Below are 22,941 nucleotides of genomic sequence, written 5' to 3' on the forward strand. Positions count from 1 at the left end.
TCTGTGGGAGGGAAGACGGCCAGCTTAATGGCCGCGCAGGAATGGAGATAGGCGCCGATGCCGATCAAAGCGTTGACCTTCACAAGCAAGCGTCTGGTCACCACGGCATTGATGGCGGTGCTGGCGGCCAGCGTGGCCGGCTGCGGCAGTACCAGCAAGTTCACGACCGGCTCCATTTCCCGCTCCGACAACCGGCCCCTGGAAACGATGTCGGCCAGCGAACTGCACAGTGCCACGACCAGGCTCGGCGAATCCTACGCCCGGAACCCGAATGACAAACGCATCGCCACCAACTATGCCGCGGCGCTGCAGATGGATGGCGACGCCGACCAGTCGCTGGCGGTGATGCGCAAGCTCGCGATAGCCTACCCCAAGGACCGCGACGTGCTCGCCGCCTACGGCAAGGCGCTTGCCGCCAACGGGCAGTTCGAGCAGGCGCTCGATGCGGTGCGCCGCGCGCAGACGCCGGAATATCCGGACTGGCGCCTGGTTTCGGCTGAAGCCGCCATCCTTGACCAGATGGGGCAGCGGGACGAGGCACGTCAGGACTACCGGAAGGCGCTCGAGCTCAAGCCGAACGAACCCTCGATTCTTTCCAATCTCGGCATGTCCTATGTGCTGGAGGGGGATCTGCGCACCGCCGAGACCTATATGCGCTCGGCCGCGCAGCAACCCAACGCCGACAGCCGGGTGCGGCAGAACCTGGCGCTGGTCGTCGGCCTGCAGGGTCGTTTCGACGAGGCCGAAAAGATCGCCTCGCAGGAGCTTTCGCCGGAGCAGGCGCAGGCCAATATCGCCTATCTGCGCCAGATGCTTGCGCAGCAGAATGCCTGGAGCCAACTCAAGGATCAGGACAAGGGCAAGGCGAAGGTCGCGACCAACTGACTGCCCGGCACCTACAGAGGTCATCGTTCTACGGAAACCGCGAGTTGCTCTAGCTGTTTGTTTTTTCCGCAATTCCGGACGGAAAACCGTTACACACTTTTCCTGGAATTGCTTCAAGGCTGGGCCAGACAGCAAAGCCGCGCGGCGCCTGCCACGCGGCTTCTGTCATGACTTCGATGGCTTCGCCTATTGGCTGCTGGAATTGTGCTGATCGCCAAAGATGCCGCGCTGGCTGACCTGGATGCCGGCCGGCCCTAGAATGATGGCGAACAGAACCGGCAGGAAGAAGAGGATCATCGGCACGGTGAGCTTCGGCGGCAGTGCTGCGGCCTTCTTTTCGGCCGCATTCATACGCATGTCGCGGCTTTCTGAGGCGAGCACGCGCAGCGCATGCGCCACCGGCGTGCCGTAGCGCTCCGCCTGGACCAGGGCCTGGGTCACCGCCTTCACGGAATCCAGGCCGGTGCGGCTTGCCAGGTTCTCGTAAGCGACCCTGCGGTCCTGCAGATAGGAGAGCTCGGCATTGGTGAGCACGAATTCCTCGGCGAGGGCGACGGACTGAGTACCGATCTCGTCGGCGACCTTGCGAAGCGCCGCTTCCACCGACATGCCGGATTCGACGCAGATCAACATCAGGTCGAGCGCGTCCGGCCACGCCAGTTGGATCGACTGCTTGCGTTTGGTGGCGCGGTTGTTGACGTAGAGGATCGGCGCATAGAAGCCGCCATAGGCGACAAGAATGCAGACGAACAGCTTGATGAAGGCAGGCTGCTGCGCCAGACCGCCGAGAAGGAACAGATAGATCGCCGCGAGCGCGAATCCGACGAAGGGCAGGATCAGACGAAAGAACAGGAAGCGCGTCAGCGGATTCTGGCCGCGGAAGCCCGCGACTTTCAGCTTCTGCAGCGTGCCTTCGTCGGCAAGCGCGCGCTTGAGATCCAGCCGTTCGACGATGTTGCGCATGCCGATCGACTGTTCCTCGCGCAAACCCTTGCGGCGGCGATCGGCTTCATTGGCGAGCCGCTGACGCTGCTTGGCGCGCAGCTCATCACGCTCGAGCGCCACGGTTTTCATGCGCGCCTTGAGCTGATTGCCGCCAAGCGCAGGCATGAGCGTGAAGACGGTCGCAAAAACCGCGATGCCGACCAGGAGCGCGATAAGAAACGAAGGATCGGTTAGCGTCTTGACGACCTGGTCTGTCATGGATCCGCGTCCCTACACTTCGAAGTTCATCATCTTGCGCATCACCAAGATGCCGATCGACATCCAGACGCCGGAGCAGCCGAGGATCAGATTGCCGACGCTGGTGGTGAATAGCGGCATGATGTAGTTCGGACTTGTCAGATAGACGAGAAAGGCGACGACGAACGGCAGGGCGCCGATGATGACGGCGGATGCCTTTGCTTCCATCGACAGCGCCTGTACCTTGGCCTTCATCTTCTTGCGGTCGCGCAGCACGCGCGAAAGGTTGCCCAGCGCTTCGGAGAGATTGCCGCCGGCCTGCGACTGGATCTGGATGACGATGCCGAAGAAGCCGGCCTCGGTGCATGGCATGGTCTCGGACATGCGCATGGTGGCATCGGGGATCGACATACCCATCTGCTGGGAATCGACGATGCGGCGGAATTCGGAGCGGACCGGCTCCGGGGATTCATTGGCAATCAGGCGGATCGCGTCGTTGAGCGGCAGACCGGACTTCACCGCGCGCACGATGATGTCGAGGGCATTCGGGAATTCCTCCAGGAAGGTCTTCACCCGGCGCGCGCAACGAAACGAGACGAACCAGCGCGGCAGGCCGAGGGCTCCGGCCAAGAGAGCGCCGGGCAGGACCAGCAACGGCGCGCCGGCAAGAAAGGCGAGGATCGTAAGCACGATGCCGCAGATCACCGAGTAGATGTAGAAGCGCTCGAGGGAGACGGTCATGCCGGCCTGGCGGATTTGGGCCCTCAGCGGCGGTTTCTTGACGTTGCGGTCATTGGTTTTCTGCTTTTCATCGAGCTGCTTGAGCGAATCCTGAAGCGTCTTGCGCCGTCTGACCGCTTCCGCGGCGCGGTCGCGCGTAGCCTTCACCACCGATCGGTCGGTCTCGGCCGTCTTGATCGTTTCAAGGCGCTTGCCGGCCTGCTTCTCGTTATCGATGCGCTTGAACAGGAAGGCATAGGCTATCGCGCCGGCGCTGAGGCCCGCGAGCACGACGAAAGCCAGAACCGTGGTGTCAATTCCGAACATCGACCGGGGCCCCTACACCTCCAGATGCACCAGAGCGGTTCAGCTTTTTACAAAAGCGCTGACCCGCTCTAAGTATTTGTTTTTACGCAATTCCGGACGGAAAACCGCTACGCACTTTTCCTGGAATTGCTCTAGTCAGCGCGTTTCTCCATGGCCTCGAGCGCGTTGGCGAGGCGCTGCTCCTCGCCATAGTAGCGGGCACGATCCCAGAAATGCGGGCGGCCGATGCCGGTGGAGACATGCTCGCCGATCAGACGGCCGCTCGCGTCCTCGCCCTTGATGTTGTAGAGGACGAGGTCCTGGGTGATGATGACGTCGCCTTCCATGCCGATCACCTCGGTGATGTGGGTGATGCGGCGCGAGCCGTCGCGCAGACGAGCCGCCTGGATGATCACGTCCACCGAGCCGACGACGATCTCGCGCACCGTCCTCTGCGGCAGCGAATAACCGCCCATGGCGATCATCGATTCAATACGGTTCAGGCATTCGCGCGGGCTGTTGGAGTGGATCGTTCCCATCGAGCCGTCATGGCCGGTGTTCATCGCCTGCAGAAGGTCGAACACTTCCGGTCCGCGCACCTCGCCGACGATGATCCTTTCGGGCCGCATGCGCAGGCAGTTCTTGACGAGATCGCGCATGGTCACCTCGCCCTCGCCTTCGAGATTGGGCGGCCTGGTTTCGAGACGCACCACGTGCGGCTGCTGCAGCTGCAGCTCGGCCGAGTCCTCGCAGGTGATGACCCGCTCCTCGCGATCGATGTAGTTGGTCAGGCAGTTGAGCAGCGTCGTTTTGCCCGAGCCGGTACCGCCCGAGATGACGACGTTGCAGCGGACGCGGCCGATGATCTTCAGGATCTCCGCGCCTTGCGGCGAGATGGCGCCGAACTTGACCAGCTGGTCGAGCGTCAGCTTGTCCTTCTTGAACTTGCGGATGGTGAGCGCGGTGCCATCAAGCGACAGCGGCGGCGCGATCACGTTGACGCGCGAGCCGTCGGGAAGGCGCGCGTCGCAGATCGGGCTCGATTCGTCGACGCGGCGGCCGACCTGGCTGACGATGCGCTGGCAGATGTTGAGCAGTTGCTGGTTGTCGCGGAAGCGAATGCTGGTCGGTTCGACCTTGCCGTTGACTTCGATGTAGACGTTCTTTGAACCGTTGACCATGATGTCGGCGATGTCGTCGCGCGCGAGCAGCGGCTCCAGCGGCCCATAGCCGAGCACGTCGTTGCAGATATCCTCGAGCAGCTCTTCCTGCTCGGAGATCGACATCGCGAAATTCTTGATCGCGATGATGTCGTTGACGATGTCGCGGATTTCCTCGCGCGCGCTTTCCGGATCGAGCTTGGCGAGCTGCGAAAGATCGATCGTGTCGATGAGCGCGGAAAACACCTGGCTCTTGGTGTCATAGTAGGTTTCGCTGCGCTCGCGCTGGACCCTTTTCGGCGGCTCGGGCGCCATCGGCGGCGCCTCCACCGGACGGCGAACGGGGGACGCGGCGGGCGTGCTCGGCGCGGGCGCGGCCGGCCGATCGACAGCGATCGTCCCAGCCGGAGCGGGAGCGGCCGGAGGAGGTGCTGGCGGACGGAATTCGGGAGCTGCCCGGCTGCCGTCGTCTGTGCCTCTTTTACCAAACATGATCGACTACCCGATGCCGCTCAGCGAGCGTCACTTCTTGCTGCGTGAAAGCTTGCCGAGGATGGCTCCAAGGCTTGCCTTCTTCTTCGCCTTGATCTCGCTGCGCCCTGTCAGCACATGCGCTATTTCGTTGATCGTGCCGACGATCGGACTCTTGGCGTCCATTTCGCCGAGCATGCGGCCGTTGTTGGCCGCGTTGCCGAACAGCAGCGGCTCGAAATTGATCACCGCCATCGGCGTGATGCCGAGCGGTTCGGAAAAATCCGATGCAGCGATCTCCGGGCGTTTGGGAACGCCCGCCTGGTTGATGATCAGCTTCGGCGGCGGGTCGTTCGGACGCAGCCGCTTCAGCATGTCGACCATATTCTTGGTGTTGCGCAGATTGGCGAGTTCTGGCGTGGCCGTGATGACGATCTCGTCGGCCTTGATCAGCGTGCTCTTGGTCCAACCGCTCCAGACGTGAGGGACGTCGAGCACGAGCAAGGGCGCGCTGCGCTGCGCCGTTTCGATGACCTGGGAGAAGGCGTCAGGATCGAAATCATAGACGCGCTCGAGCGTGGAGGGTGCCGCAAGCAGCGACAGATGCTCGGCGCATTGCGCGAGCAGCCGGTCGAGATAGACCTCATCGACGCGCTCGGGCGAAAACACCGCCTCTGCGATCCCCTGCGCGGGGTCCCGGTCGAAGTTGATGTTGGCGGTGCCGAAGGCGAGGTCGAGATCGGCGACTACGACTTCGGACTTGAACAAGGACGACATCGCCCAGGCGACGTTGTGGGCGATCGTCGAGGAGCCGACGCCGCCCTTGGCGCCGATGAAGGCGATGGAGCGGCCGATCGGATCGGACTCGGGATCGACGAAGATCGACGAGACGACGCTGACGATATCGGTCATCGAGACCGGCGCGATGACATATTCGGAAATGCCCGAACGGATAAGCTCCCGGTAGAGTCCGACATCATTGTAATGGCCGATGACCACGACCTTCGAGGTCGGATCGCAATATTCGGCGAGCTGAGCGAGCTGCTCCAGCAGCTGTTTCGGCTCGCTGCGCGATTCCAGCAGGATCAGGTTTGGCGTCGGCGCCGACTGGTAGAACTCGATCGCGGTGGCGATGCCGCCCATATGGACCTTGAGATGGGCCTTGGCCATGCGGCGGTCCTCGCCCGCGCGCCCGATCGGATTTGCAACGCCTTCGGTCTCGCAGAAAGCCTGGATCGAGATGCGCGGCACCGGGCGCAGCGCCTGCATGGCGGCGATGTCCTGTTGCGAGAGATCGCCGGGATCGGCAGGCGTGTCGTAGGCAAGGTTGCTCATCGTCATGCTCTTTCCGTGATCCGGCGCGGGCTCAGTAAGTCACTTCCGAATTGCCGAGGAACTCATCCGAAATGCCTCTCGCCCGGTAGACGTCGATCACCGCGCCGCGATTTTCGGCATCGATGTCGGACTGCTTGCGCGGCCCGAGCAGATCGTTGGGATTGGCCATCTGGGCGGCGAGGTTGTTCTGATAGGAGCACCCGAAATCGGCGTAGTGCTTGTTCTCGGAAGTCTCGGTCAGATCCTCGGGCCAACGCCCGCATTTGTCGGTCTGTGCCCTCACCGCCACGAAGGCCACGCGGACCGGCGCCGAAGCCTCGGGCACGGCCGACTGATAGGAGGTCATGATGATATTGTTGCGCTTGACGCCTGCGGCCATCGCAAGTCTGGCGAAATCGCGGCTCGCGGCCTGGGCGGCGGCCTGGTTCGCGGAACCCACCGGGGCCGCGATCGTCAGCGCCGGCGCGGCGCTCCTGTCGTAGCCGTCGAGGAAGCCGAGCAGAGTGTCGCGCTGCGAAGCCGTCATGCCGCGATCACCGGCGCCGACCGGGAGGTCAATCTTCTGGTTCTTCTCGGCGATAACGATCGGATGATTGGTGCGGTAGTCGTCCGGAATGGAGCCCACTGTCACACTATCGCGATGGAAGTTGGCGCATCCGGTGAGCGACGCCGCAAGGGCGATCGCCAGGACCGGAGACGCCCCGCGGAATCGTCCGCGGCCGGATTGTGCCGCTGCGATCGTCATCGACTTCGTTGTTGAGTTGGACATGTCCGCTTTCCCGCTCACTTGTAGATGAAGCCGACGACGCCGTGGTAGCGGCCAGGTGGCCTATCGGTCTGCATGGTGCCGTAGACGCGATTGACGCGACCGAGGAACATGCCGGCGCCGTCGCTCGGCGCATTGAAATTATCGTCGGGCTTGGCCAATTCGTTGCGCGCCACGGGCCGCGCCAGATAGGGCGTGATGATGATGACGAGCTCGCTCTCGTTGCGCACGAAGTCGCGGCTGCGGAAGAGCGCGCCGAGCACCGGAATCTTGGTCAGTCCGGGCAATCCATTGACGGCCTGCCTGACGTCGTCGCGGACAAGGCCTGCGATCATCATCGAACCGCCGGAAGGCAGTTCCACCGTCGTATCGGCCAGGCGCTTACGCAGCGACAATGCGTTCATACCGGGGCTTGTCCCGCCGTCGGACAGCGAAACCGATCCCTCGGTTGTCGGCTCGGAAACGGCAGTCCGCACCTTCAGGCTGATGCGGCCGGGTGACAGGACCACCGGCTGGAACTCCAATCCGATGCCGTATTCGATTTTCTCGATGGAATAGGTCTTCAGACCCGTCTGGTTGTCGGTGGAGACGTTGGCCGAAACGCTGTTCACCATGTTGTATTCGCCGCCGACCTTGAAGGTCGCCTTCTCGCCGGACACCGCGGTGAGCGTGGGTTCTGCGAGCGTCTTCATAACGCCGGCCGATTCCATGGCATTGATGTAGGCCTGGATCGAAGACGTCCCGATATTGAAGCTCGAGTTGGACAGCTGCTTGCCGAGGCCGGTGAAATTATCGCTGAGAGCGCCCCAGGAAATGCCGTTGCTGCCGCCGCTGCCGATCATATTGACGCCGAGCTGCTTCATCACCGAGCGGCTGACTTCCGCAACCGTCACCTTCAGCGTCACCTGATCGTCGCCGATGATCTGGAGCAGATTGACGATCTTGGAGACCCGGCGCTCCTGGTCGGGATTGTTGATGTCGACGCCGCCATTGGCGGACCCGCCGGCGGCCGTCTGCGAATATTGGCCGGTCGTCGCTTCACCGCCCGAGACGAAGATGGTGGCCAGGTCGACGGCGCGCTTGGCGTCGAGCGGTGTATCGACATTGCCCGTGAGAATCACATTGTCGTTCAGTAGCTCGACCTTGATCTGCGACGTCGGGAGGAAGCGCTTGAGATAGTCTTCCAGCCCGGCCACGTCGCGTTCGACCGCAAGGTCGAGACTGGCGATCTGCTCGCCGTTGGGGCCGAAGACGAAGATGTTGGTTTCGCCGACCGCCTTGCCGAACAGATAGATGCGGCGCGCCGTGCGCGTCACTGCGTCGGCGACCGCGGGATTGGCGACGAGTATGTCGTAGGCGTCGCTCGGCAGGTCGATGACCACCGACTTGTTGAGGCCGAGCTTGACGCGCTGCGAGGCAACCGAGGCCGTCACACCCGCCGCCCTGTTCGCGGCCTTTGCCTCGACGAGCCCAGGTGCATTGGTGCCGATCAGGAACAGGCCGATTGCGGCCGCCGCGATGACGGGCAGTTTGCCGATTAGCCTCATTTCCTTGCTCCCACTTCGGAAACCTGGCCCGACTTGATCAATCGCACCGTGCCGCGCCGGCCATTGCCGTTCACCAGATAGTCGGCCTCGCCCAGGTTCTTCTCATTCGTGTCGGTGATCGAACGCAGCGCCAGGGTCAGGCGGTCCGCCATCTGCTGCGCCACCGTGATGATCTCCGCCTGCTGCGGCGTGAGCTCCAGCGTCGCGGTCTGGCCGACCCTGGTCTTCTTGCCTTCCTCGTCCTCCTGGATGGTCTGGTCGATGGCCAGGACACGGATGTTCTTCAGGATGGTCTCGGTATTGAAGCCGCTGCCGCCATTGCTGGCGTCGGCCCGCCGGGTCATGATGACGTCGACGAAGTCATTGGGCAGGATGAAGCCGCCGGCGGACGTATCGGCCGATATGGCGGTCGCGACCGCGCGCATGCCGGACGGCAGGATCGAGGACATGAAGCTCTGCCCCTCGCCGACCAGCTTGGAGCGCCGCAACGGCTCACCGGCATACATGGCTACACGCGCCACCGAGCCCTTCAGCTTTTCGACTGCGTCCGGTTCGGCCGCACGGGTGATGAAATTGGCGTTGATGCCGCTCGCCGGCCACTGCTCCCACCTGATGTTGTCACCGAGCTGGCTGCCCATTGCGACATCGCCGGAAAGCGCCAGCACGTCTTGCAGCGCGATCGCCGGCTGCTTGGGAGCGTTGACGACGACTTGAGCCGGCGGCGCCACTACCATGTTCTTCGCGACAAAACCCGCGCCACCCGCCGCGGCCACGGCCACGCTCAGAATAATCAGTCGGGATGCTGGCATTCGTCCGGACCCTTCGCCTCAAGGCAAACCACCTCGCCAAGCCGGACTTTGCAGCCGCAATCGTCAAAACAAGGTTAATGCAATGCTTACGATCGTGATTAATTTAACGTTTACTCAAATTGGACCGAACCGCCTTGCCGTTAACAAAAAAGGGGCCAAGCGCCGCGAGAACCCTTGTCACAGAAACGGATTTTCCGAAGGCAACAAGCTGTTTGGTAGGCGTAAAGCCAGACTCCGTAGCGCACCGAGCGCATCTGAAGATGGCGATATGCTTCAGATCGTGAGCCTATCCAGCGCCCAGACCATCAACGAAGAATCCGGAAAGGTGAGGAGCCCGCCAAGACCAAGCGCGACGCCATAAGGAATGCCTGCGGTCTCGTCGGCGAAATGGCGCAGAAAACGGTTGTGGCCGGTGTAGACCGCAAATGGCGATTTCCGGTAGGCCAGAATGGCGACCGTCAGCAGGCCGCCGATCAATGTCGAGGTCACCAGGTAGCCGATGAGATTGATGTTGAGCCCCATCCATACGGCGGTCGCGGCCAGCAGCTTGGCATCGCCGCCGCCCATGCCGCCGAGCGCGAACAGTCCGAACGTCGCGGCCAGCACCAGGGCACCTGCCGCGAAATGCCCGCCATAGATGGCCCAGTCCATCCCGGTCAAAGGAGCGACCAGAGCGAACGTCGCCACGAGCAGCACCGGCACGCGGTTGGCGATCGTCATCGAAAGCATGTCGGAGATCGCCGCAAACAGCATGCAGAAAGGAAAGACGACGAAGATTACAGCTTCAAGCATGAGACAACACAATGCCTTGAGAAAAGTAACACCCAGTCTAGCCACACGCCATTAACGGTCGGTGAGTGCCGACGATCAAATTCGCGCGCAACCAGATGCTGCAACGAACAAGGGCCGCCTCGAGGCGGCCCTTCTCGTCGAGAGCGACTTCGTCGTCCTCGGTTGATCTTAGTTGGAGTTTTGGACCGCACTGGCAATTGCCTTGAACTTGGTGTTCAGGGCAGTGCCGAGCTGGCCGGCGCCGACCATGATGGCGAGCGCGATGAGGGCGGCGATCAGACCGTATTCGATGGCGGTCGCGCCGGATTCGTCCTTTACGAAACGTGCGATGAGGTTAGACATTCGAGAGCTCCTACTCCACGTGTTACAGCACTTCCGTCAACTTCTCTTGCCGGTTGATCGGATGTGCCAAATCTAGGGGGAAGCCCTTTCGATCGGCTTAATAAATACCCTTACCGATTCCTTTCCGGAGGCGATCCCGTTGCTTGGTTAACCGTGGCCTAAACCTCCAGAGGCGGAGTGGCGGGCAGGAAAAGCGCGGAGATCCGGCCCATCCGCGATTTCGCTAAAACAGCGTATGCTCTCAGGCTTATGACCGCCGAGCCGGCCAATCCTTATCGCGGCCATGCGGCGCTTAACCGTCGGTTCACCAATTTCGTTCATGTTCCGTTGAACAGTCTGCCGCTCCGGAGCGCTTCAATGACCTCGTCGAGATCGCCATTTTCAGTCGTCGCGCTGTTGGCTGTCGCCGCATCCGTCATGCCGGCCAGCGCCGGCGCCGGCATCGAGGTCACCATGAATCAAGCAAAGATCGTCAAGTTGTCGCGCGCGGCCGATACGATCGTCGTCGGCAATCCGGCCATCGCCGATGCCGCCGTGCAGGACGCCTCGACGGTCGTTCTCACCGGCAAAGGTTTCGGCGTGACCAATCTGGTCGTGCTCGATTCCGATGGCAGCCCGATCATAGATGAGCAGGTGACGGTCGTCCGACAAGCCGCGTCCTCGGTGCGCATCTATCGACGCGCCGAAGTCCAGACCATGTCCTGCACGCCCTATTGCGAAAGCTCGTACAAGAGCGAGGCTGAGAAAACGTCCGAAACGGAAATGAACGCAGCCCGCTGAGCTTAAGGACGCAAGCGCCCGCAGGTTAACAGCGGGTTAAGGGCAGCCCACCGAGTTTAACGCTGATCCAAACCGGACCTCAATGGGTGGCCGATAGGTTGCAGCCGACATTGCAAGGGATCGGCAGGAACGGAACATGAGCAGGGCGCCCAAGGGTGGCATGAACGGCAAAGCCGAGGCAAAGCCACGCCCCGGTTTCTTCAGCGACAGGCGCGGCAGCACGGCATTGGAATTCGCAATGCTGGCCATGCCGTTCGCCTTGCTCGTTTTCGCCATCCTGGAGAGCTGCATCTCGTTCGCCGGCCAGGAAGTGATGGCCAACGCCACCGACGATATCGCGCGCCAGCTGCGAACCGGCCAGCTCAAGAAGGCCAACGTCACCGACGCCTCGATCAAGACGCTGATCTGCGACAGGCTGGAGATCATGGTCGCCACGAACTGCCCCGGTTCCGGGTCAAATGCTTCCCTGTTGGTGGACCTGCGCGAATATCCGACCTTCGCCGACGCCGCAGCGGCGGGCTTCAAGATCCAGAACGGCGAAATCGTGCTGACAGGCACGAGCTCGACGACTTTCACGGTGTCGCCGGGGCTGGGGGAATCGAAGAACATGCTGCGGGTTTTCTACAAATGGCCGGTGATCACCGATTTCCTGGCTAAACAGATGGCCAATCTGAATGGCGGCAAGACGCTGCACTTCGCATCGGTGACCTGGCAGAACGAACCATTCGACGACTGAAGCAGGTCGCGTGAGGCGACCTGCTTTGGCTTTTTGATTTTCGGCATGTCTCCCGAAACCGGGTCCACTTCGGGAGACATGCTTCAAGATTGCGGCCGGCCGAGACTTACGGCGGTGTGGGGGTAGGATATGTACCGTGCGGGGGCACAGCGGCGAATTTCGGCTTTCGTGACGAAGGCGGCACGGTTTTGCCTCGATCGCCGCGGCGTCGCGGCAATCGAGTTCGCGTTCATCGTGCCGGTGCTGCTCATCATGTACTTCATCACGATGGAAGCCTCGCAGGCCATCGAAACCAGCAAGAAGGTCAGCCGCATCGGCAGCATGGTGGCGGATCTCGTCACGCAGCAGACCAGCGTCACGAAAGCCGATCTCGACGCGATCATGAAGATCGGCACCTCGACGCTGCAGCCCTACAACCGCTCCACGCCGACGATCATCATCACCGGGATCCAGATCTCCGACGAGGCATCGCCCAAGGCGACGGTGGCCTGGTCGCGCAAGCTCGTGGGCACCACCTATAGCGCCGACGCGGCGAAGACCAGTCCCACCACCGTTCCGCCAACGCTGAATATCCGCAACACCTTCCTTGTCCGGGTGGAAAGCGACCTCGGCTATAAGCCGATCATCACCTGGTCAGCCGACAGTTCGTCGACGCTTGGATTGACCTCGGCCTTCAACAACATATCGATGGGCGAAACGTACTATCTGAGGCCGCGCCGCGGTCCTACGGTTCCTTGCACCGACTGCTGACGGACTAATCCCCGCGAGTTCCCCGCCGCACGATGGCCAGGGCCGTTGCGTAGTCCTTTGATACGGCCAGTTCGAAGCCGCCGGAGTGCGTCGGCTCCAGAAGATCGTAGACGTCCGGAGTCAGCGACTTGAGATTGGTCAGAAACACGGCCAGCCGTCGCTTGGCTTCGGCGTCGAGATCGCTGCGCACGGCATGAGGGCCATATCGCAGCGGAGCCGAGCTCCACAGCACCCGAAGCGACGTCTTCGGGACGCCGGCGGCCGCAAGCCGCAGGATGGTGCCGCCCGTGTCGGTAGGCTGGCCGTCGGCGCCGACAGGCTCCCAGCCGAACAGGCCGTCGGCTTCGCCGTCGCCGAGCATCGCCTCGGCCGCGGTGGCCGACGAGGCGCGCGCCAGGAAAGGTGAATCCTGCGCGATCGGCACGCCTTCGCCGGCCAGTCCGGTCAGCGGCAGGAGGGAACCGGCGACATTGTCGGCGGGCGCGATGGCGATCCGATGCGAGGCGATCGCTGTGAGGCCCGGCACTTTGCCGTCGCGCGTCACCAGCAGGGAACGGACGCCGGCGGCTCCATCGGCATCGACCGGCGCCACCAGCGGCTCGACACAGCCGCAGCGCACCGAAGCCGTAGCGTAGGCGAGCGCCGAATAGACCGCGTACTGTAAGCGGCCGCTCGCCTGAGCCTCGATCAATGCCGCATAGTCGCGAGCAACGACGAACTCGACCTTCATGCCGAGAGCGTTCGTATAGGCATCCGTCAAGCGCGCCAGACCAGGTACCGTGTTGCCGCCTCCAGGCTCGGCGACGATTCCTATGCGAAACGTGCCGATGTCGGCGCGCCAGTCGGCATGCGCCGGCGGGGCCGCGGAGAGCACCGCGAGAGCCGCCGCGCAGGTCCTCAATGCCTGGCTTGCCGTCGATTTTGCGCCCATGCCCATTCTTGCCGCACTCCCTCGATCCGCACCACTTTGCACCAAGCCGTTGCGGTCTGGTATCCGATTTGCCAACGCCGCTGCGGAACTCTATGTCTGGCTGGTTAGATTGGCACGATGGCACCCCTATGGCGCGGGCTTTCCTATTCGTTCTCGATTCTTTCGGCATCGGCGGAGCGGCCGATGCCGAACGCTACGGCGATGCCGGCGCCGACACATTCGGACACATCGCGCAGACTTGCGCCGAGGGCCGCGCGGATCGTGGAGGCCTGCGCCGCGGACCGCTCGCCGTCCCCAACATGATGTCGCTCGGGCTTGCCCGCGCGGCCAAGACGGCAACCGGGCTGACGGTCGACCTCGACGCGCCGCTGCTTGCCGCGTCGTTCCATGGCGCTGCCCAGGAGGTCTCTAGCGGCAAGGACACGCCGTCGGGCCATTGGGAGATTGCCGGCCTGCCCGTGCGTTTCGACTGGGGTTATTTTCCCGACACCGTGCCCGCCTTCCCGGCCGAGCTGACCGGCGCGATCATCCGCGAAGGCAAGGTGCCGGGCATCCTCGGCGATTGCCATGCGCCAGGAACCGAGATCATCGAGCGCTTCGGCGAGGAACACATCCGGACCGGCAAGCCCATCTGTTACACATCGGTCGACTCCGTATTGCAAATCGCCGCGCACGAGACGCATTTCGGCCTGGAGCGGCTCTACGAGCTTTGCCTGACGGTGCGCCGGCTGGTCGATCCGCTCAACATCGGGCGGGTGATCGCGCGGCCCTTCGTCGGCGAGACAAGCGCCACCTTCCAGCGCACCCACAACCGCCGCGACTATGCCGTGCCGCCGCCGGAGCCGACCTTGCTCGACCGGCTGACCGAGCGCGGCAGCAAGGTCATCGCCGTCGGCAAGATCGGCGACATCTTCGCCCATCGCGGCATCGCGGAGGTGCGCAAGGCGGGCGGCAACATGGCGATGTTCGACAAGGCGCTCTCCGCCATGGACGACGCCGGCGAAGGCGATCTGGTCTTTGCCAATTTCGTCGATTTCGATACCGAGTTCGGCCATCGGCGCGATGTCGCCGGCTATGCCGGAGCGCTCGAGGCCTTCGATCGCCGGCTGCCGGAAGCGCTGTCGCGCATCAAGTCGGGCGACCTTCTCATCCTCACCGCCGACCACGGCAACGATCCGACCTGGCGCGGCACCGATCATACCCGCGAACGCGTTCCGGTGATCGGGATAGGGCCGGGACTGAAGGGCGGCGACATCGGGCTCAGGCCGACCTTCGCCGATATCGGCGAAACCATCGCGGATCATCTCGGGCTTGCGCCTGGCCGCCACGGCACCTCTTTCCTCGCGACGATAGGCGGCCATGCCGGAACTGCCTGAAGTCGAAACGGTGCGGCGGGGGCTGCAGCCGGTTCTGGAAGGGGCGCGGCTCGTCAATGTCGAGGCGCGACGGCCAGACCTTCGCTTTCCCTTTCCGGAACGGTTCTCGGAGCGGCTTGCCGGCAAGACCGTGACGGCGCTTGGCAGGCGCGCCAAATATCTGACGATGCACATCGAAAACGGTCCGGTGCTGATCTGCCATCTCGGCATGTCGGGATCGTTCCGCGTCGAAACCGCTGGCAACGGCCACATTCCCGGCAGCTTCCATCACGAGCGCTCGAAGAGCGCGGCGCATGACCACGTCGTATTCGATGTCGACTCCCCGAAGGGCGAGCGGTCCCGCGTCATCTTCAACGACCCGCGCCGTTTCGGCTTCATGCTGTTTGCCGAAGGCGCGCCGGACGCGCATCCAATGCTGGCGGGGCTGGGCATCGAGCCGACCGGCAATGCGCTCGACGGTCCTCTGCTCGCCTCGTTGCTCGAAGGCCGCAGATCGCCGCTCAAGGCCGCGTTGCTCGACCAGCGGCTGATCGCCGGGCTCGGCAACATATATGTGTCGGAAGCGCTGTGGCGCGCCGGCCTGTCGCCGCTGCGCGAAGCCGGCACCATAGCCGGCTCCGGCAAGAGAGCGAAAGAGCAATGCGAACGCCTGGCCGCCGCCATCCGCTCGGTCATCGCCGACGCGATCGCCGCCGGCGGTTCCTCGCTGCGCGACTATGTCCAGGCAGACGGGTCGCTTGGCTATTTCCAGCATTCCTTCGCGGTCTATGACCGCGAAGGCGAGCCATGTCCGAAACCGGGCTGCAGCGGCCATATCAAGCGGATCGTGCAGAGCGGCCGATCCACCTTCTATTGCCGGACCTGTCAGCGGTGAGCTAGACCGGTCTCCTCAATCGAAGCGAGGAGACGATGCCATGGCCTATGAAACCATTCTCGTGGAGACACGCGGCAAGGTCGGGCTGATCACGCTGAACCGGCCGAAGGCGCTCAATGCCCTGAATTCGCAGGTGCTGGCCGAGATCGTGGCGGCGGTGAACACGCTCGGCGCCGATGCCGGCATCGGCGCGATGGTGCTCACAGGTTCGGAAAAAGCCTTCGCGGCCGGCGCCGACATCAAGGAAATGCAGGCGATCTCCTTTGTCGACGCCTATACTGGAGACTTCTTTGTCGGGTGGGAGGAGCTCACCCGGGCGCGCAAGCCGATCATCGCCGCGGTCGCCGGCTATGCGCTTGGCGGCGGCTGCGAGCTGGCCATGATGTGCGATTTCATCATCGCAGCCGACAACGCAAAGTTCGGCCAACCCGAGATCACGCTCGGCGTCATGCCGGGCATGGGAGGATCGCAGCGATTGACCCGCTTCGTCGGCAAGTCGAAGGCGATGGACATGTGCCTGACCGGGCGGATGATGGACGCTGCCGAGGCCGAGCGCTGCGGACTGGTGTCGCGAGTGGTGCCGGCGGCCGAGCTGGTCGAGGAGGCGCTGAAAGCGGCAGCGAAGATCGCCGAGTTTTCCCTGCCGTCGGTGATGATGACGAAGGAAGCCGTCAACCGCGCTTTCGAGACGACGCTTGCCGAGGGGCTGCGCTTCGAGCGCCGCCTTTTCCACTCGCTGTTTGCGCTCGATGACCAGAAGGAGGGTATGGCCGCCTTCGTCGAGAAGCGGAAGCCGAATTTCAGCAACCACTAGGGCTTGTCGGCCTAATGCGTGCCGCGATTTTGGCAAGAAGCCGGGCATGCACAAAGACAACGGCTTTAGGCGCGCAGACCCGTTTCAGCGAGGCGCGGCTTCAAGGCCAAAAAGACCGCGAAGCGGCGTTGACGCGCCGGAAAAGCTGAACTATAAGCCGCACCAACCGAGGCGGCCCGTGGCTGCCCGTTTGTTTTTTGCGCCCTGCGACCCGCTGGCGCCCACCAGATCAGAAGAGAGGCATCATGGCCAATACGTCCTCGGCCAAAAAGGCAACGCGCAAGATCGCCCGCCGGGCGGCGATCAACAAGAACCGTCGGTCGCGCGTCCGCACCTATGTTCGCCAGGTCGAAGAGGCGCTCGCCGCCGGCGACAAGGCTGCTGCGCTCGAAGCGCTCAAGGCCGCGGAGCCGGAATTGATGCGCGCCGCAACCAAGGGTGTCCTCCACAAGAACACGGCTTCCCGCAAGGTTTCGCGGCTGGCCCAGCGGGTCAAGGTGCTGTCGGCCTGACCGACTTCCCTTTAGAACCGTTATCCTTGAACCCGGCCGCACAGGCCGGGTTTTTTCGTTTGCCGGCAAGTACTTAAAAAGAACGGTCGGACAACGACGCTTGGGCCGAATTTCAAAGTAGCCAATGTTTTGCCGGCATATACATAATCGCTCATGTCGACGACCGCTGGATGCGGGCACGACCATAGATGAGCCTGCCACAAAATCCATATAATTTTCAAAAGCTTACAGACGGTCATCCACAGCTTGTTCAACTCGCGGAGGAGCGGCGGGGGACAAGTAGCTGTCAAGAGAATTATTTCAGAAAATTTCCGAAGGTGTGGCCTTTTTCACATTCCACGGAAAAGGGTTTGAATCACAATGGCTTTATGAAAATGGGCCGCAGTGGCACCTGCTTTGAACACGTCTCCGGTAACCAGATTCGTTAAAAATCCGTTAGACGTGGCCTTGCCCTATCCACAGCGATTTCGGTAATGTCCATCCATCGAAGGGACGGGCACCTGCCCTTAACCCAGCCTGAATCGGCCAGCAAAAAATGGCGGAATTCATGACGCGGAGCAATTCCGCGTGCGGCTTGGTTTGTCTCTTCGGTGCGGGTAGGGGACTGGCGTAATTGTACATGGCAGTCGACGTTGGGCCGGCATTTTCGCCGGGCGGTGTTGCATTGTCTTGGCATGATCAAGCCGGCTTGCGAGAGCCGGCAGAGGTCCCTTGCGCAACGTTGCAACGATATCGCCGGCGGCGGCGATAGAGGCGCAGCGAAAAACGTCGCCGGACCCAGGGTGCAGGAGGCGCACTCCCGGCGGAAAAAGGGTACGAGAGACAAGGAACTTGATCATGCAGAGCGGCATCGAAGGGGAGATTGCGGGCGAACTCCCATTCCCAGCAACTATCGTCGGAGGGGACGACATGGCGGCATCCAGCGACGCTGAACAGAAGTTCGAGCGGGTCAAGGCCCAATTGAAGGCGCGTCTGGGAGCCGAGGTCTATTCGAGCTGGTTTGGCCGCATGAAGGTTGCCGAGGCGTCGCGCGGAATGGTCCGCATCTCCGTACCGACGGCCTTCCTGCGGTCGTGGATCAACGGCCATTACCTTGATCTTATCGCCGAACTGTGGAGGCACGAGGATCCCGACCTTCTCAAGATCGAGATCGTCGTGCGGACCGCCACGCGGCAGGGCCGCAACAATGTCGAGCCGGAGATCGCGCCGGCGCGCAAGATGACTAAGCAGGCCCAGACCGCGCTTGCCGCCGGCACCGCGAGCGCCGGTCGGGTGGAACGGACGCCGGCGCCCCGCCAGGGCGTGCCAGTGGAGACCGAGTTCCGCCACAATGTGCTGGGGTCGCCGCTCGACCCGCGCTACACTTTCACTTCGTTCATCGAAGGCCCTTCGAACCGTGTTGCTTTCGCGGCGGCCAAGGCGGTGGCGGAATCGCAGTCGAGCGCGGTGCGCTTCAACCCGCTCTTTCTCCATGCGACCGTCGGCCTGGGCAAGACGCATCTGTTGCAGGCGATCGCGGCGGAATCGCTGCGGCACAATCCGAAATCGCGCGTGGTCTACCTGACGGCGGAATATTTCATGTGGCGCTTCGCCACCGCGATCCGTGACAACAATGCGCTGACGCTCAAGGAGCAGCTGCGCGACATCGATCTGCTGATAATCGACGACATGCAGTTCCTGCAGGGCAAGTCGATCCAGCACGAGTTCTGCCATCTCATCAACATGCTGCTCGACAGCGCCAAGCAGGTGGTGGTCGCCGCCGACCGGCCGCCGTCTGAACTGGAGTCGCTGGAGCCGCGGGTGCGCTCGCGCCTCAACGGCGGCGTGGCGCTCGAAATGTCGGCACCGGATTTCGGCATGCGCCTCGGCATGCTGAAGCTGCGCCTTGCCACTGCCAAGATCGACGATACCTCGCTCGACATTTCGGATGAGATCCTCGATCACGTCGCCAGAACGGTGACGGGCAGCGGGCGCGAGCTCGAAGGCGCCTTCAACCAGCTTCTGTTTCGCCAGTCCTTCGAGCCGCAGATCACTATCGACCGCATCGACGAGATCCTCGGCCATATCTACCGCTCGGGCGAGCCGAAGCGGGTGCGTATCGAGGACATCCAGCGCATCGTGGCGCGCCACTATAACGTTTCGAAGACGGAACTGCTCTCAAACCGTCGCACGCGCACCATCGTCAAACCGCGGCAGGTAGCGATGTATCTCTCCAAGGTGATGACGCCGCGCTCGCTGCCGGAGATCGGACGCCGTTTCGGCGGCCGCGATCACACGACGGTTCTGCACGCCGTGCGCAAGATCGAGGATCTTTCCGGCGCCGACAACACGCTGGCACAGGAACTCGAACTGCTCAGAAGGCTGATCAACGAGCAGGCCTGAGCGCTTCGCCCGCTTTATCCCCAGAAAGCCCGCGCAACCGGCTGGAACCGGTGCCGCGGGCTTGCGTTTGCAGGGTTTTTACTGTCAGCTTACATAGATTCTGAGCTTTTCGGAGCTTTTGCGGGACGCCGCTGCCCGGTGACCCGCTCATTCATTGAAGCGAGCCTGTTTCGTCATGCGTGTTATCCTGGAACGATCCAATCTCCTGAAGTCCCTCAACCACGTCCATCGCGTGGTGGAGCGGCGCAACACCATACCGATCCTGTCGAATGTGCTGCTCAGCGCCGAGGGCGCCAGCCTGGAAATGAAGGCCACCGACCTCGACCTTGAAGTGACCGAAGCCACGCCGGCCAAGGTCGAGCGCGGCGGCGCGACGACGGTTCCGGCGCATCTGCTCTACGACATCGTGCGCAAGCTGGCCGACGGCGCCGAGGTGATGCTGAAGACCGACGAGGACGGCAACGCTATGACCGTCACGTCCGGGCGCTCCAGCTTCCGCCTGCAGTGCTTGCCGCAGTCCGATTTCCCGGAGCTTTCGGCCGGCTCCTTCTCGCACATCTTCCGGCTCGATTCGGTAGCGCTCAAGGGCCTGATCGAGAAGACGCAGTTCGCGATCTCGACCGAAGAGACGCGCTACTATCTCAACGGCATCTTCCTGCACACGCATGAGGCGGGCGGCAAGCTGAAGCTGCGCTCGGTCGCGACCGACGGGCACCGACTGGCGCGCGCCGAGATCGACGCGCCGGCAGGCTCCGAAGGCATGCCCGGCATCATCATCCCGCGCAAGACGGTGAGCGAGCTGCAGAAGCTGGTCGACGACCCTGATATCGCGGTGACGACGGAACTGTCGGATACCAAGATCCGCTTCACCATCGGCAGCGTCATCCTGACCTCGAAGCTGATCGACGGCACCTTCCCCGATTATCAGCGCGTCATCCCGACCGGCAATGACAAGAAGCTGGTTATCGACCGCCAGAGCTTTGCCGCCGCCGTCGACCGCGTCTCGACCATTTCGTCCGAGCGCGGCCGAGCCGTGAAACTGTCGATCAATGACGGCCAGCTCACGCTCGCCGTCAACAATCCGGATTCCGGCAGCGCAACCGAGGAGCTGGCGGCCGACTACTCGTCCGACCCGATCGAGATCGGCTTCAACGCCAAATATCTGCTCGACGTCGCCGCCCAGCTCACCGGTTCGGAAGCCAAGTTCATGCTGGCGGATGCCGGGTCTCCGACGCTGATCCACGACATGGCCGACGAGACCGCGCTCTACGTGCTGATGCCGATGCGGGTCTAGGCTTTGTCTCTTTTGTTGACGCAATTCCGGACGGAAAACCGCTATGCACTTTTCCTGGAATTGCTCTAGCAGGCCTCACATGTCGCCGTGACCTCGGACGCCAAACAGCTTCGGCAGCAGAGCTATATAAGTAAGCTTACACTTACAAATTTTCGCAACTATGCGGGACTTTCGCTTGATCTCGGCCCCGGCGCTGTCGTGCTGTCCGGCGACAATGGCGCCGGCAAGACCAATCTGCTCGAAGCCGTTTCGCTGCTGACGCCGGGGCGCGGGCTGCGCCGCGCGCCTTACGCCGACGTCGCCCGCGAGGGCGGCGATGGCGGCTTTGCCTTGCATGCGCGCATCGAAGGACCGGAAGGTCAGGTCGAAATCGGCACCGGCATTGCCGGCGGCGATGGTGCCGCGGAAGGCGGCAGGCGCGTGCGCATCAACGGCGCGCCGGCAAAATCGGCCGAGGATATGCTCGAATGGCTGCGGGTCGTCTGGCTGACGCCGGCGATGGACGGGCTGTTTCCAGGGCCGGCCGCCGACCGCCGCCGCTTCCTCGACCGGCTGGTGCTGGCGATCGACCCGGGCCATGGGCAGCGCGCGCTCGATTACGAGAAGGCGATGCGTGGCCGTAACCGTTTGCTTACGGAAGGCTCGCGCGACAGCGGCTGGTTCGACGCGATCGAGATGCAGATGGCCGAAACCGGAGTGGCGATCGCGGCGGCCAGGGCCGAGCTGGTGCGACTGCTTGCGGCCATGATCGACAAGCTGCCGGGCAGCGGCCCGTTTCCGCAGGCCGACATCAGCCTCGCCGGCGAATTGGAAAGCGAAATCGCGGTCACACCGGCAGTCGACGTCGAGGAGCGATTCCGCGCCATACTCGCCAATGGCCGCGAGCGCGACCGCGCCGCCGGCCGCACGCTCGACGGTCCGCACCGCTCCGACCTCGCGGTCCGGCACCGGCCGAAGTCGATGCCGGCCGAATTGTGCTCGACCGGCGAGCAGAAGGCGCTGCTTGTCGGCATCGTGCTGTCGCATGCGCGGCTGACCGACGAGATGTCGGGCCTGACGCCGATCCTGTTGCTCGACGAGATCGCCGCGCATCTCGACAGCGGCCGGCGCGCGGCGCTGTTTTCCATCCTCGAAGAGCTCAACTGCCAGGCCTTCATGACCGGCACCGACGCGGCGCTGTTTTCCAGCCTTGCCGGGCGGGCGCAATTCCTGACGGTCGATCACGGCAGCGTCGGCCCGACCGGCTGAACTGTCGAAGAGTTGAAAGCGCCTTGCACACGAGCAAGGCTTTGTCCTGCGGGACAAGGCTTTCCCTTGTCCGTGCATATGCATGACAAGGCTTCGCCTTGCATGTCAGTGACACGGCTTCGCCTTGCATGTGCATGACAAGGTTTCCTGCCCGCTATATGGTCCGGCCATGACGAATGCTGCACTCACCGACGAAGAGCTTGAGCGCTATGCCCGCCACATCGTGCTGCCCGAAATCGGCGGCCCCGGCCAGCAGAAGCTGAAGCGGGCGCGGGTGCTGGTGATCGGCGCCGGCGGGCTTGGGGCGCCTGTGCTCGAATATCTCGCGGCGGCCGGCGTCGGCACGCTCGGCATCGTCGACGACGATGATGTCTCCTTGTCCAACCTGCAGCGGCAGGTGATCCATGGCAGCGATACGATCGGCATGGCGAAGACCGACAGCGCTTCGGCGGCGATCATGCGCATCAACCCCAATGTCAGGGTGGAACTGCATCGCCTCAGGCTGACCGAGCAAAATGCCCCTGCCCTCGTCGCCCAGTACGATATCGTGGTCGACGGCTCCGACAATTTCGAGACACGCTATGCTCTGGCCGATGCCTGCGCCCAGGAAAAGAAGCCCCTGGTCACTGCCGCCGTTGGCCGCTTCGACGGCTCGGTGACGGTGCTGAAGCCATTTGAAACGGGCGCCGATGGCCAGCGCAATCCAGGCTACCGCGACCTTTTTCCGGAAGCGCCGCCCGAAGGGCTGGTGCCATCCTGCGCCGTTGCCGGCATCGTCGGCGCTCTGACGGGCGTCATCGGCACGCTGGAGGCAATGGAAGCGATTAAGCTGATCGCCGGCATCGGCGAGCCGCTGGTCGGCCGGCTGCTGCTTTACGACGGGCTGACCGCCCGTTTCGACACCGTCCGCTACAAGGCAGTCTGAGCGC

22 protein-coding genes are annotated in these 22,941 nt (G+C 63.0%); 12 read left to right on the top strand and 10 right to left on the bottom strand.

What is annotated here, in order from left to right; genetic code table 11:
* Positions 1–57: 57 nt before the first annotated feature.
* Entirely contained in the window at positions 58–885 is an 828-nt protein-coding gene (locus EJ078_RS11535; RefSeq protein WP_095799347.1) for a tetratricopeptide repeat protein, read from the top strand.
* A gap of 186 nt (positions 886–1,071) precedes the next feature.
* Here the strand turns inward: EJ078_RS11535 and EJ078_RS11540 are convergent, their stop codons facing one another.
* The 9 genes from EJ078_RS11540 to EJ078_RS11580 form a co-directional block, all read right to left on the bottom strand.
* Positions 1,072–2,088, bottom strand: a complete 1,017-nt coding sequence (locus tag EJ078_RS11540; protein ID WP_066996444.1) for a type II secretion system F family protein — start codon at positions 2,086–2,088, stop codon at positions 1,072–1,074.
* 12 nt (positions 2,089–2,100) lie between these two features.
* Positions 2,101–3,114, bottom strand: a complete 1,014-nt coding sequence (locus EJ078_RS11545; RefSeq protein ID WP_208721522.1) for a type II secretion system F family protein — start codon at positions 3,112–3,114, stop codon at positions 2,101–2,103.
* Positions 3,115–3,245: 131 nt separating this feature from the next.
* A complete protein-coding gene (locus EJ078_RS11550) occupies positions 3,246–4,745 on the bottom strand; it encodes a CpaF family protein (protein ID WP_067324583.1) in 1,500 nt (499 codons plus the stop codon).
* Between the two features lie 30 nt (positions 4,746–4,775).
* A complete protein-coding gene (locus tag EJ078_RS11555; protein WP_176477565.1) occupies positions 4,776–6,059 on the bottom strand; it encodes a CpaE family protein in 1,284 nt (427 codons plus the stop codon).
* 31 nt (positions 6,060–6,090) lie between these two features.
* Positions 6,091–6,828, bottom strand: a complete 738-nt coding sequence (locus EJ078_RS11560) for a CpaD family pilus assembly protein (RefSeq protein ID WP_127247655.1) — start codon at positions 6,826–6,828, stop codon at positions 6,091–6,093.
* Between the two features lie 14 nt (positions 6,829–6,842).
* Positions 6,843–8,372 (bottom strand): type II and III secretion system protein family protein, encoded by a 1,530-nt coding sequence (locus EJ078_RS11565; protein WP_208721523.1) that lies wholly within the window; start codon positions 8,370–8,372, stop codon positions 6,843–6,845.
* Complete coding sequence (gene cpaB / locus EJ078_RS11570; RefSeq protein ID WP_208721525.1) at positions 8,369–9,181, bottom strand: Flp pilus assembly protein CpaB; 813 nt, start codon at positions 9,179–9,181, stop codon at positions 8,369–8,371. The genes EJ078_RS11565 and cpaB overlap by 4 nt, the downstream gene beginning before the upstream one ends.
* Positions 9,182–9,454: 273 nt before the next feature.
* Positions 9,455–9,973: a prepilin peptidase gene (locus EJ078_RS11575; RefSeq protein ID WP_127216495.1), complete on the bottom strand. Its 519-nt coding sequence runs from the start codon at positions 9,971–9,973 to the stop codon at positions 9,455–9,457.
* A gap of 168 nt (positions 9,974–10,141) precedes the next feature.
* On the bottom strand, positions 10,142–10,315 hold the full coding sequence (locus tag EJ078_RS11580; RefSeq protein ID WP_067324571.1) for a Flp family type IVb pilin: 174 nt from the start codon (positions 10,313–10,315) through the stop codon (positions 10,142–10,144).
* 357 nt (positions 10,316–10,672) lie between these two features.
* Between EJ078_RS11580 and EJ078_RS11585 the strand changes: the two genes are divergently transcribed.
* From EJ078_RS11585 to EJ078_RS11595, 3 genes are all read left to right on the top strand, one after another.
* Positions 10,673–11,095, top strand: a complete 423-nt coding sequence (locus tag EJ078_RS11585; RefSeq protein ID WP_066996418.1) for a pilus assembly protein N-terminal domain-containing protein — start codon at positions 10,673–10,675, stop codon at positions 11,093–11,095.
* Positions 11,096–11,231: 136 nt separating this feature from the next.
* Positions 11,232–11,831 (top strand): TadE/TadG family type IV pilus assembly protein, encoded by a 600-nt coding sequence (locus EJ078_RS11590; RefSeq protein WP_127216496.1) that lies wholly within the window; start codon positions 11,232–11,234, stop codon positions 11,829–11,831.
* 129 nt (positions 11,832–11,960) lie between these two features.
* The gene (locus EJ078_RS11595) at positions 11,961–12,581 is read left to right on the top strand and encodes a TadE/TadG family type IV pilus assembly protein (protein ID WP_095799340.1); all 621 of its coding nucleotides are present in this window, start codon (positions 11,961–11,963) and stop codon (positions 12,579–12,581) included.
* A gap of 4 nt (positions 12,582–12,585) precedes the next feature.
* Here EJ078_RS11595 and EJ078_RS11600 read toward each other — a convergent pair whose 3' ends face one another.
* Entirely contained in the window at positions 12,586–13,518 is a 933-nt protein-coding gene (locus EJ078_RS11600; protein WP_245457132.1) for a PhnD/SsuA/transferrin family substrate-binding protein, read from the bottom strand.
* Positions 13,519–13,640: 122 nt separating this feature from the next.
* Between EJ078_RS11600 and EJ078_RS11605 the strand changes: the two genes are divergently transcribed.
* The 8 genes from EJ078_RS11605 (at position 13,641) to EJ078_RS11640 (ending at position 22,937) form a co-directional block, all read left to right on the top strand.
* A complete protein-coding gene (locus EJ078_RS11605) occupies positions 13,641–14,888 on the top strand; it encodes a phosphopentomutase (RefSeq protein ID WP_127403529.1) in 1,248 nt (415 codons plus the stop codon).
* The gene (gene mutM / locus EJ078_RS11610) at positions 14,872–15,762 is read left to right on the top strand and encodes a bifunctional DNA-formamidopyrimidine glycosylase/DNA-(apurinic or apyrimidinic site) lyase (protein ID WP_127217488.1); all 891 of its coding nucleotides are present in this window, start codon (positions 14,872–14,874) and stop codon (positions 15,760–15,762) included. Before EJ078_RS11605 ends, mutM begins: the two co-directional genes overlap by 17 nt.
* Positions 15,763–15,802: 40 nt before the next feature.
* Complete coding sequence (locus tag EJ078_RS11615; protein WP_127847044.1) at positions 15,803–16,576, top strand: enoyl-CoA hydratase; 774 nt, start codon at positions 15,803–15,805, stop codon at positions 16,574–16,576.
* A 245-nt stretch (positions 16,577–16,821) separates the two neighbouring features.
* Entirely contained in the window at positions 16,822–17,088 is a 267-nt protein-coding gene (rpsT, locus tag EJ078_RS11620; protein ID WP_095824216.1) for a 30S ribosomal protein S20, read from the top strand.
* A gap of 909 nt (positions 17,089–17,997) precedes the next feature.
* Positions 17,998–19,470 carry a chromosomal replication initiator protein DnaA gene (gene dnaA / locus EJ078_RS11625; protein WP_245322332.1) on the top strand — a complete coding sequence of 491 codons (1,473 nt, stop codon included), beginning with the start codon at positions 17,998–18,000 and terminating at the stop codon, positions 19,468–19,470.
* A 175-nt stretch (positions 19,471–19,645) separates the two neighbouring features.
* Positions 19,646–20,764: a DNA polymerase III subunit beta gene (gene dnaN, locus EJ078_RS11630; RefSeq protein WP_067324552.1), complete on the top strand. Its 1,119-nt coding sequence runs from the start codon at positions 19,646–19,648 to the stop codon at positions 20,762–20,764.
* Between the two features lie 87 nt (positions 20,765–20,851).
* The gene (gene recF, locus EJ078_RS11635) at positions 20,852–22,012 is read left to right on the top strand and encodes a DNA replication/repair protein RecF (RefSeq protein ID WP_208721528.1); all 1,161 of its coding nucleotides are present in this window, start codon (positions 20,852–20,854) and stop codon (positions 22,010–22,012) included.
* 169 nt (positions 22,013–22,181) lie between these two features.
* The gene (locus EJ078_RS11640) at positions 22,182–22,937 is read left to right on the top strand and encodes a molybdopterin-synthase adenylyltransferase MoeB (RefSeq protein ID WP_066996389.1); all 756 of its coding nucleotides are present in this window, start codon (positions 22,182–22,184) and stop codon (positions 22,935–22,937) included.
* Positions 22,938–22,941: the final 4 nt, after the last annotated feature.

The sequence above is a fragment of the Mesorhizobium sp. M1A.F.Ca.IN.022.06.1.1 genome, from assembly GCF_003952605.1.
Classification (GTDB): Bacteria; Pseudomonadota; Alphaproteobacteria; order Rhizobiales; family Rhizobiaceae; genus Mesorhizobium.

Excerpts from the sequence above, each read along its gene's own strand:
- EJ078_RS11535 (WP_095799347.1), top strand. The coding sequence starts at position 58 with ATGCCGATCAAAGCGTTGACCTTCACAAGCAAGCGTCTGGTCACCACG.
- EJ078_RS11540 (WP_066996444.1), bottom strand. The coding sequence starts at position 2,088 with ATGACAGACCAGGTCGTCAAGACGCTAACCGATCCTTCGTTTCTTATC.
- EJ078_RS11545 (WP_208721522.1), bottom strand. The coding sequence starts at position 3,114 with ATGTTCGGAATTGACACCACGGTTCTGGCTTTCGTCGTGCTCGCGGGC.
- EJ078_RS11550 (WP_067324583.1), bottom strand. The coding sequence starts at position 4,745 with ATGTTTGGTAAAAGAGGCACAGACGACGGCAGCCGGGCAGCTCCCGAA.
- EJ078_RS11555 (WP_176477565.1), bottom strand. The coding sequence starts at position 6,059 with ATGAGCAACCTTGCCTACGACACGCCTGCCGATCCCGGCGATCTCTCG.
- EJ078_RS11560 (WP_127247655.1), bottom strand. The coding sequence starts at position 6,828 with ATGTCCAACTCAACAACGAAGTCGATGACGATCGCAGCGGCACAATCC.
- EJ078_RS11565 (WP_208721523.1), bottom strand. The coding sequence starts at position 8,372 with ATGAGGCTAATCGGCAAACTGCCCGTCATCGCGGCGGCCGCAATCGGC.
- cpaB (WP_208721525.1), bottom strand. The coding sequence starts at position 9,181 with ATGCCAGCATCCCGACTGATTATTCTGAGCGTGGCCGTGGCCGCGGCG.
- EJ078_RS11575 (WP_127216495.1), bottom strand. The coding sequence starts at position 9,973 with ATGCTTGAAGCTGTAATCTTCGTCGTCTTTCCTTTCTGCATGCTGTTT.
- EJ078_RS11580 (WP_067324571.1), bottom strand. The coding sequence starts at position 10,315 with ATGTCTAACCTCATCGCACGTTTCGTAAAGGACGAATCCGGCGCGACC.
- EJ078_RS11585 (WP_066996418.1), top strand. The coding sequence starts at position 10,673 with ATGACCTCGTCGAGATCGCCATTTTCAGTCGTCGCGCTGTTGGCTGTC.
- EJ078_RS11590 (WP_127216496.1), top strand. The coding sequence starts at position 11,232 with ATGAGCAGGGCGCCCAAGGGTGGCATGAACGGCAAAGCCGAGGCAAAG.
- EJ078_RS11595 (WP_095799340.1), top strand. The coding sequence starts at position 11,961 with ATGTACCGTGCGGGGGCACAGCGGCGAATTTCGGCTTTCGTGACGAAG.
- EJ078_RS11600 (WP_245457132.1), bottom strand. The coding sequence starts at position 13,518 with ATGGGCATGGGCGCAAAATCGACGGCAAGCCAGGCATTGAGGACCTGC.
- EJ078_RS11605 (WP_127403529.1), top strand. The coding sequence starts at position 13,641 with ATGGCGCGGGCTTTCCTATTCGTTCTCGATTCTTTCGGCATCGGCGGA.
- mutM (WP_127217488.1), top strand. The coding sequence starts at position 14,872 with ATGCCGGAACTGCCTGAAGTCGAAACGGTGCGGCGGGGGCTGCAGCCG.
- EJ078_RS11615 (WP_127847044.1), top strand. The coding sequence starts at position 15,803 with ATGGCCTATGAAACCATTCTCGTGGAGACACGCGGCAAGGTCGGGCTG.
- rpsT (WP_095824216.1), top strand. The coding sequence starts at position 16,822 with ATGGCCAATACGTCCTCGGCCAAAAAGGCAACGCGCAAGATCGCCCGC.
- dnaA (WP_245322332.1), top strand. The coding sequence starts at position 17,998 with ATGGCGGCATCCAGCGACGCTGAACAGAAGTTCGAGCGGGTCAAGGCC.
- dnaN (WP_067324552.1), top strand. The coding sequence starts at position 19,646 with ATGCGTGTTATCCTGGAACGATCCAATCTCCTGAAGTCCCTCAACCAC.
- EJ078_RS11640 (WP_066996389.1), top strand. The coding sequence starts at position 22,182 with ATGACGAATGCTGCACTCACCGACGAAGAGCTTGAGCGCTATGCCCGC.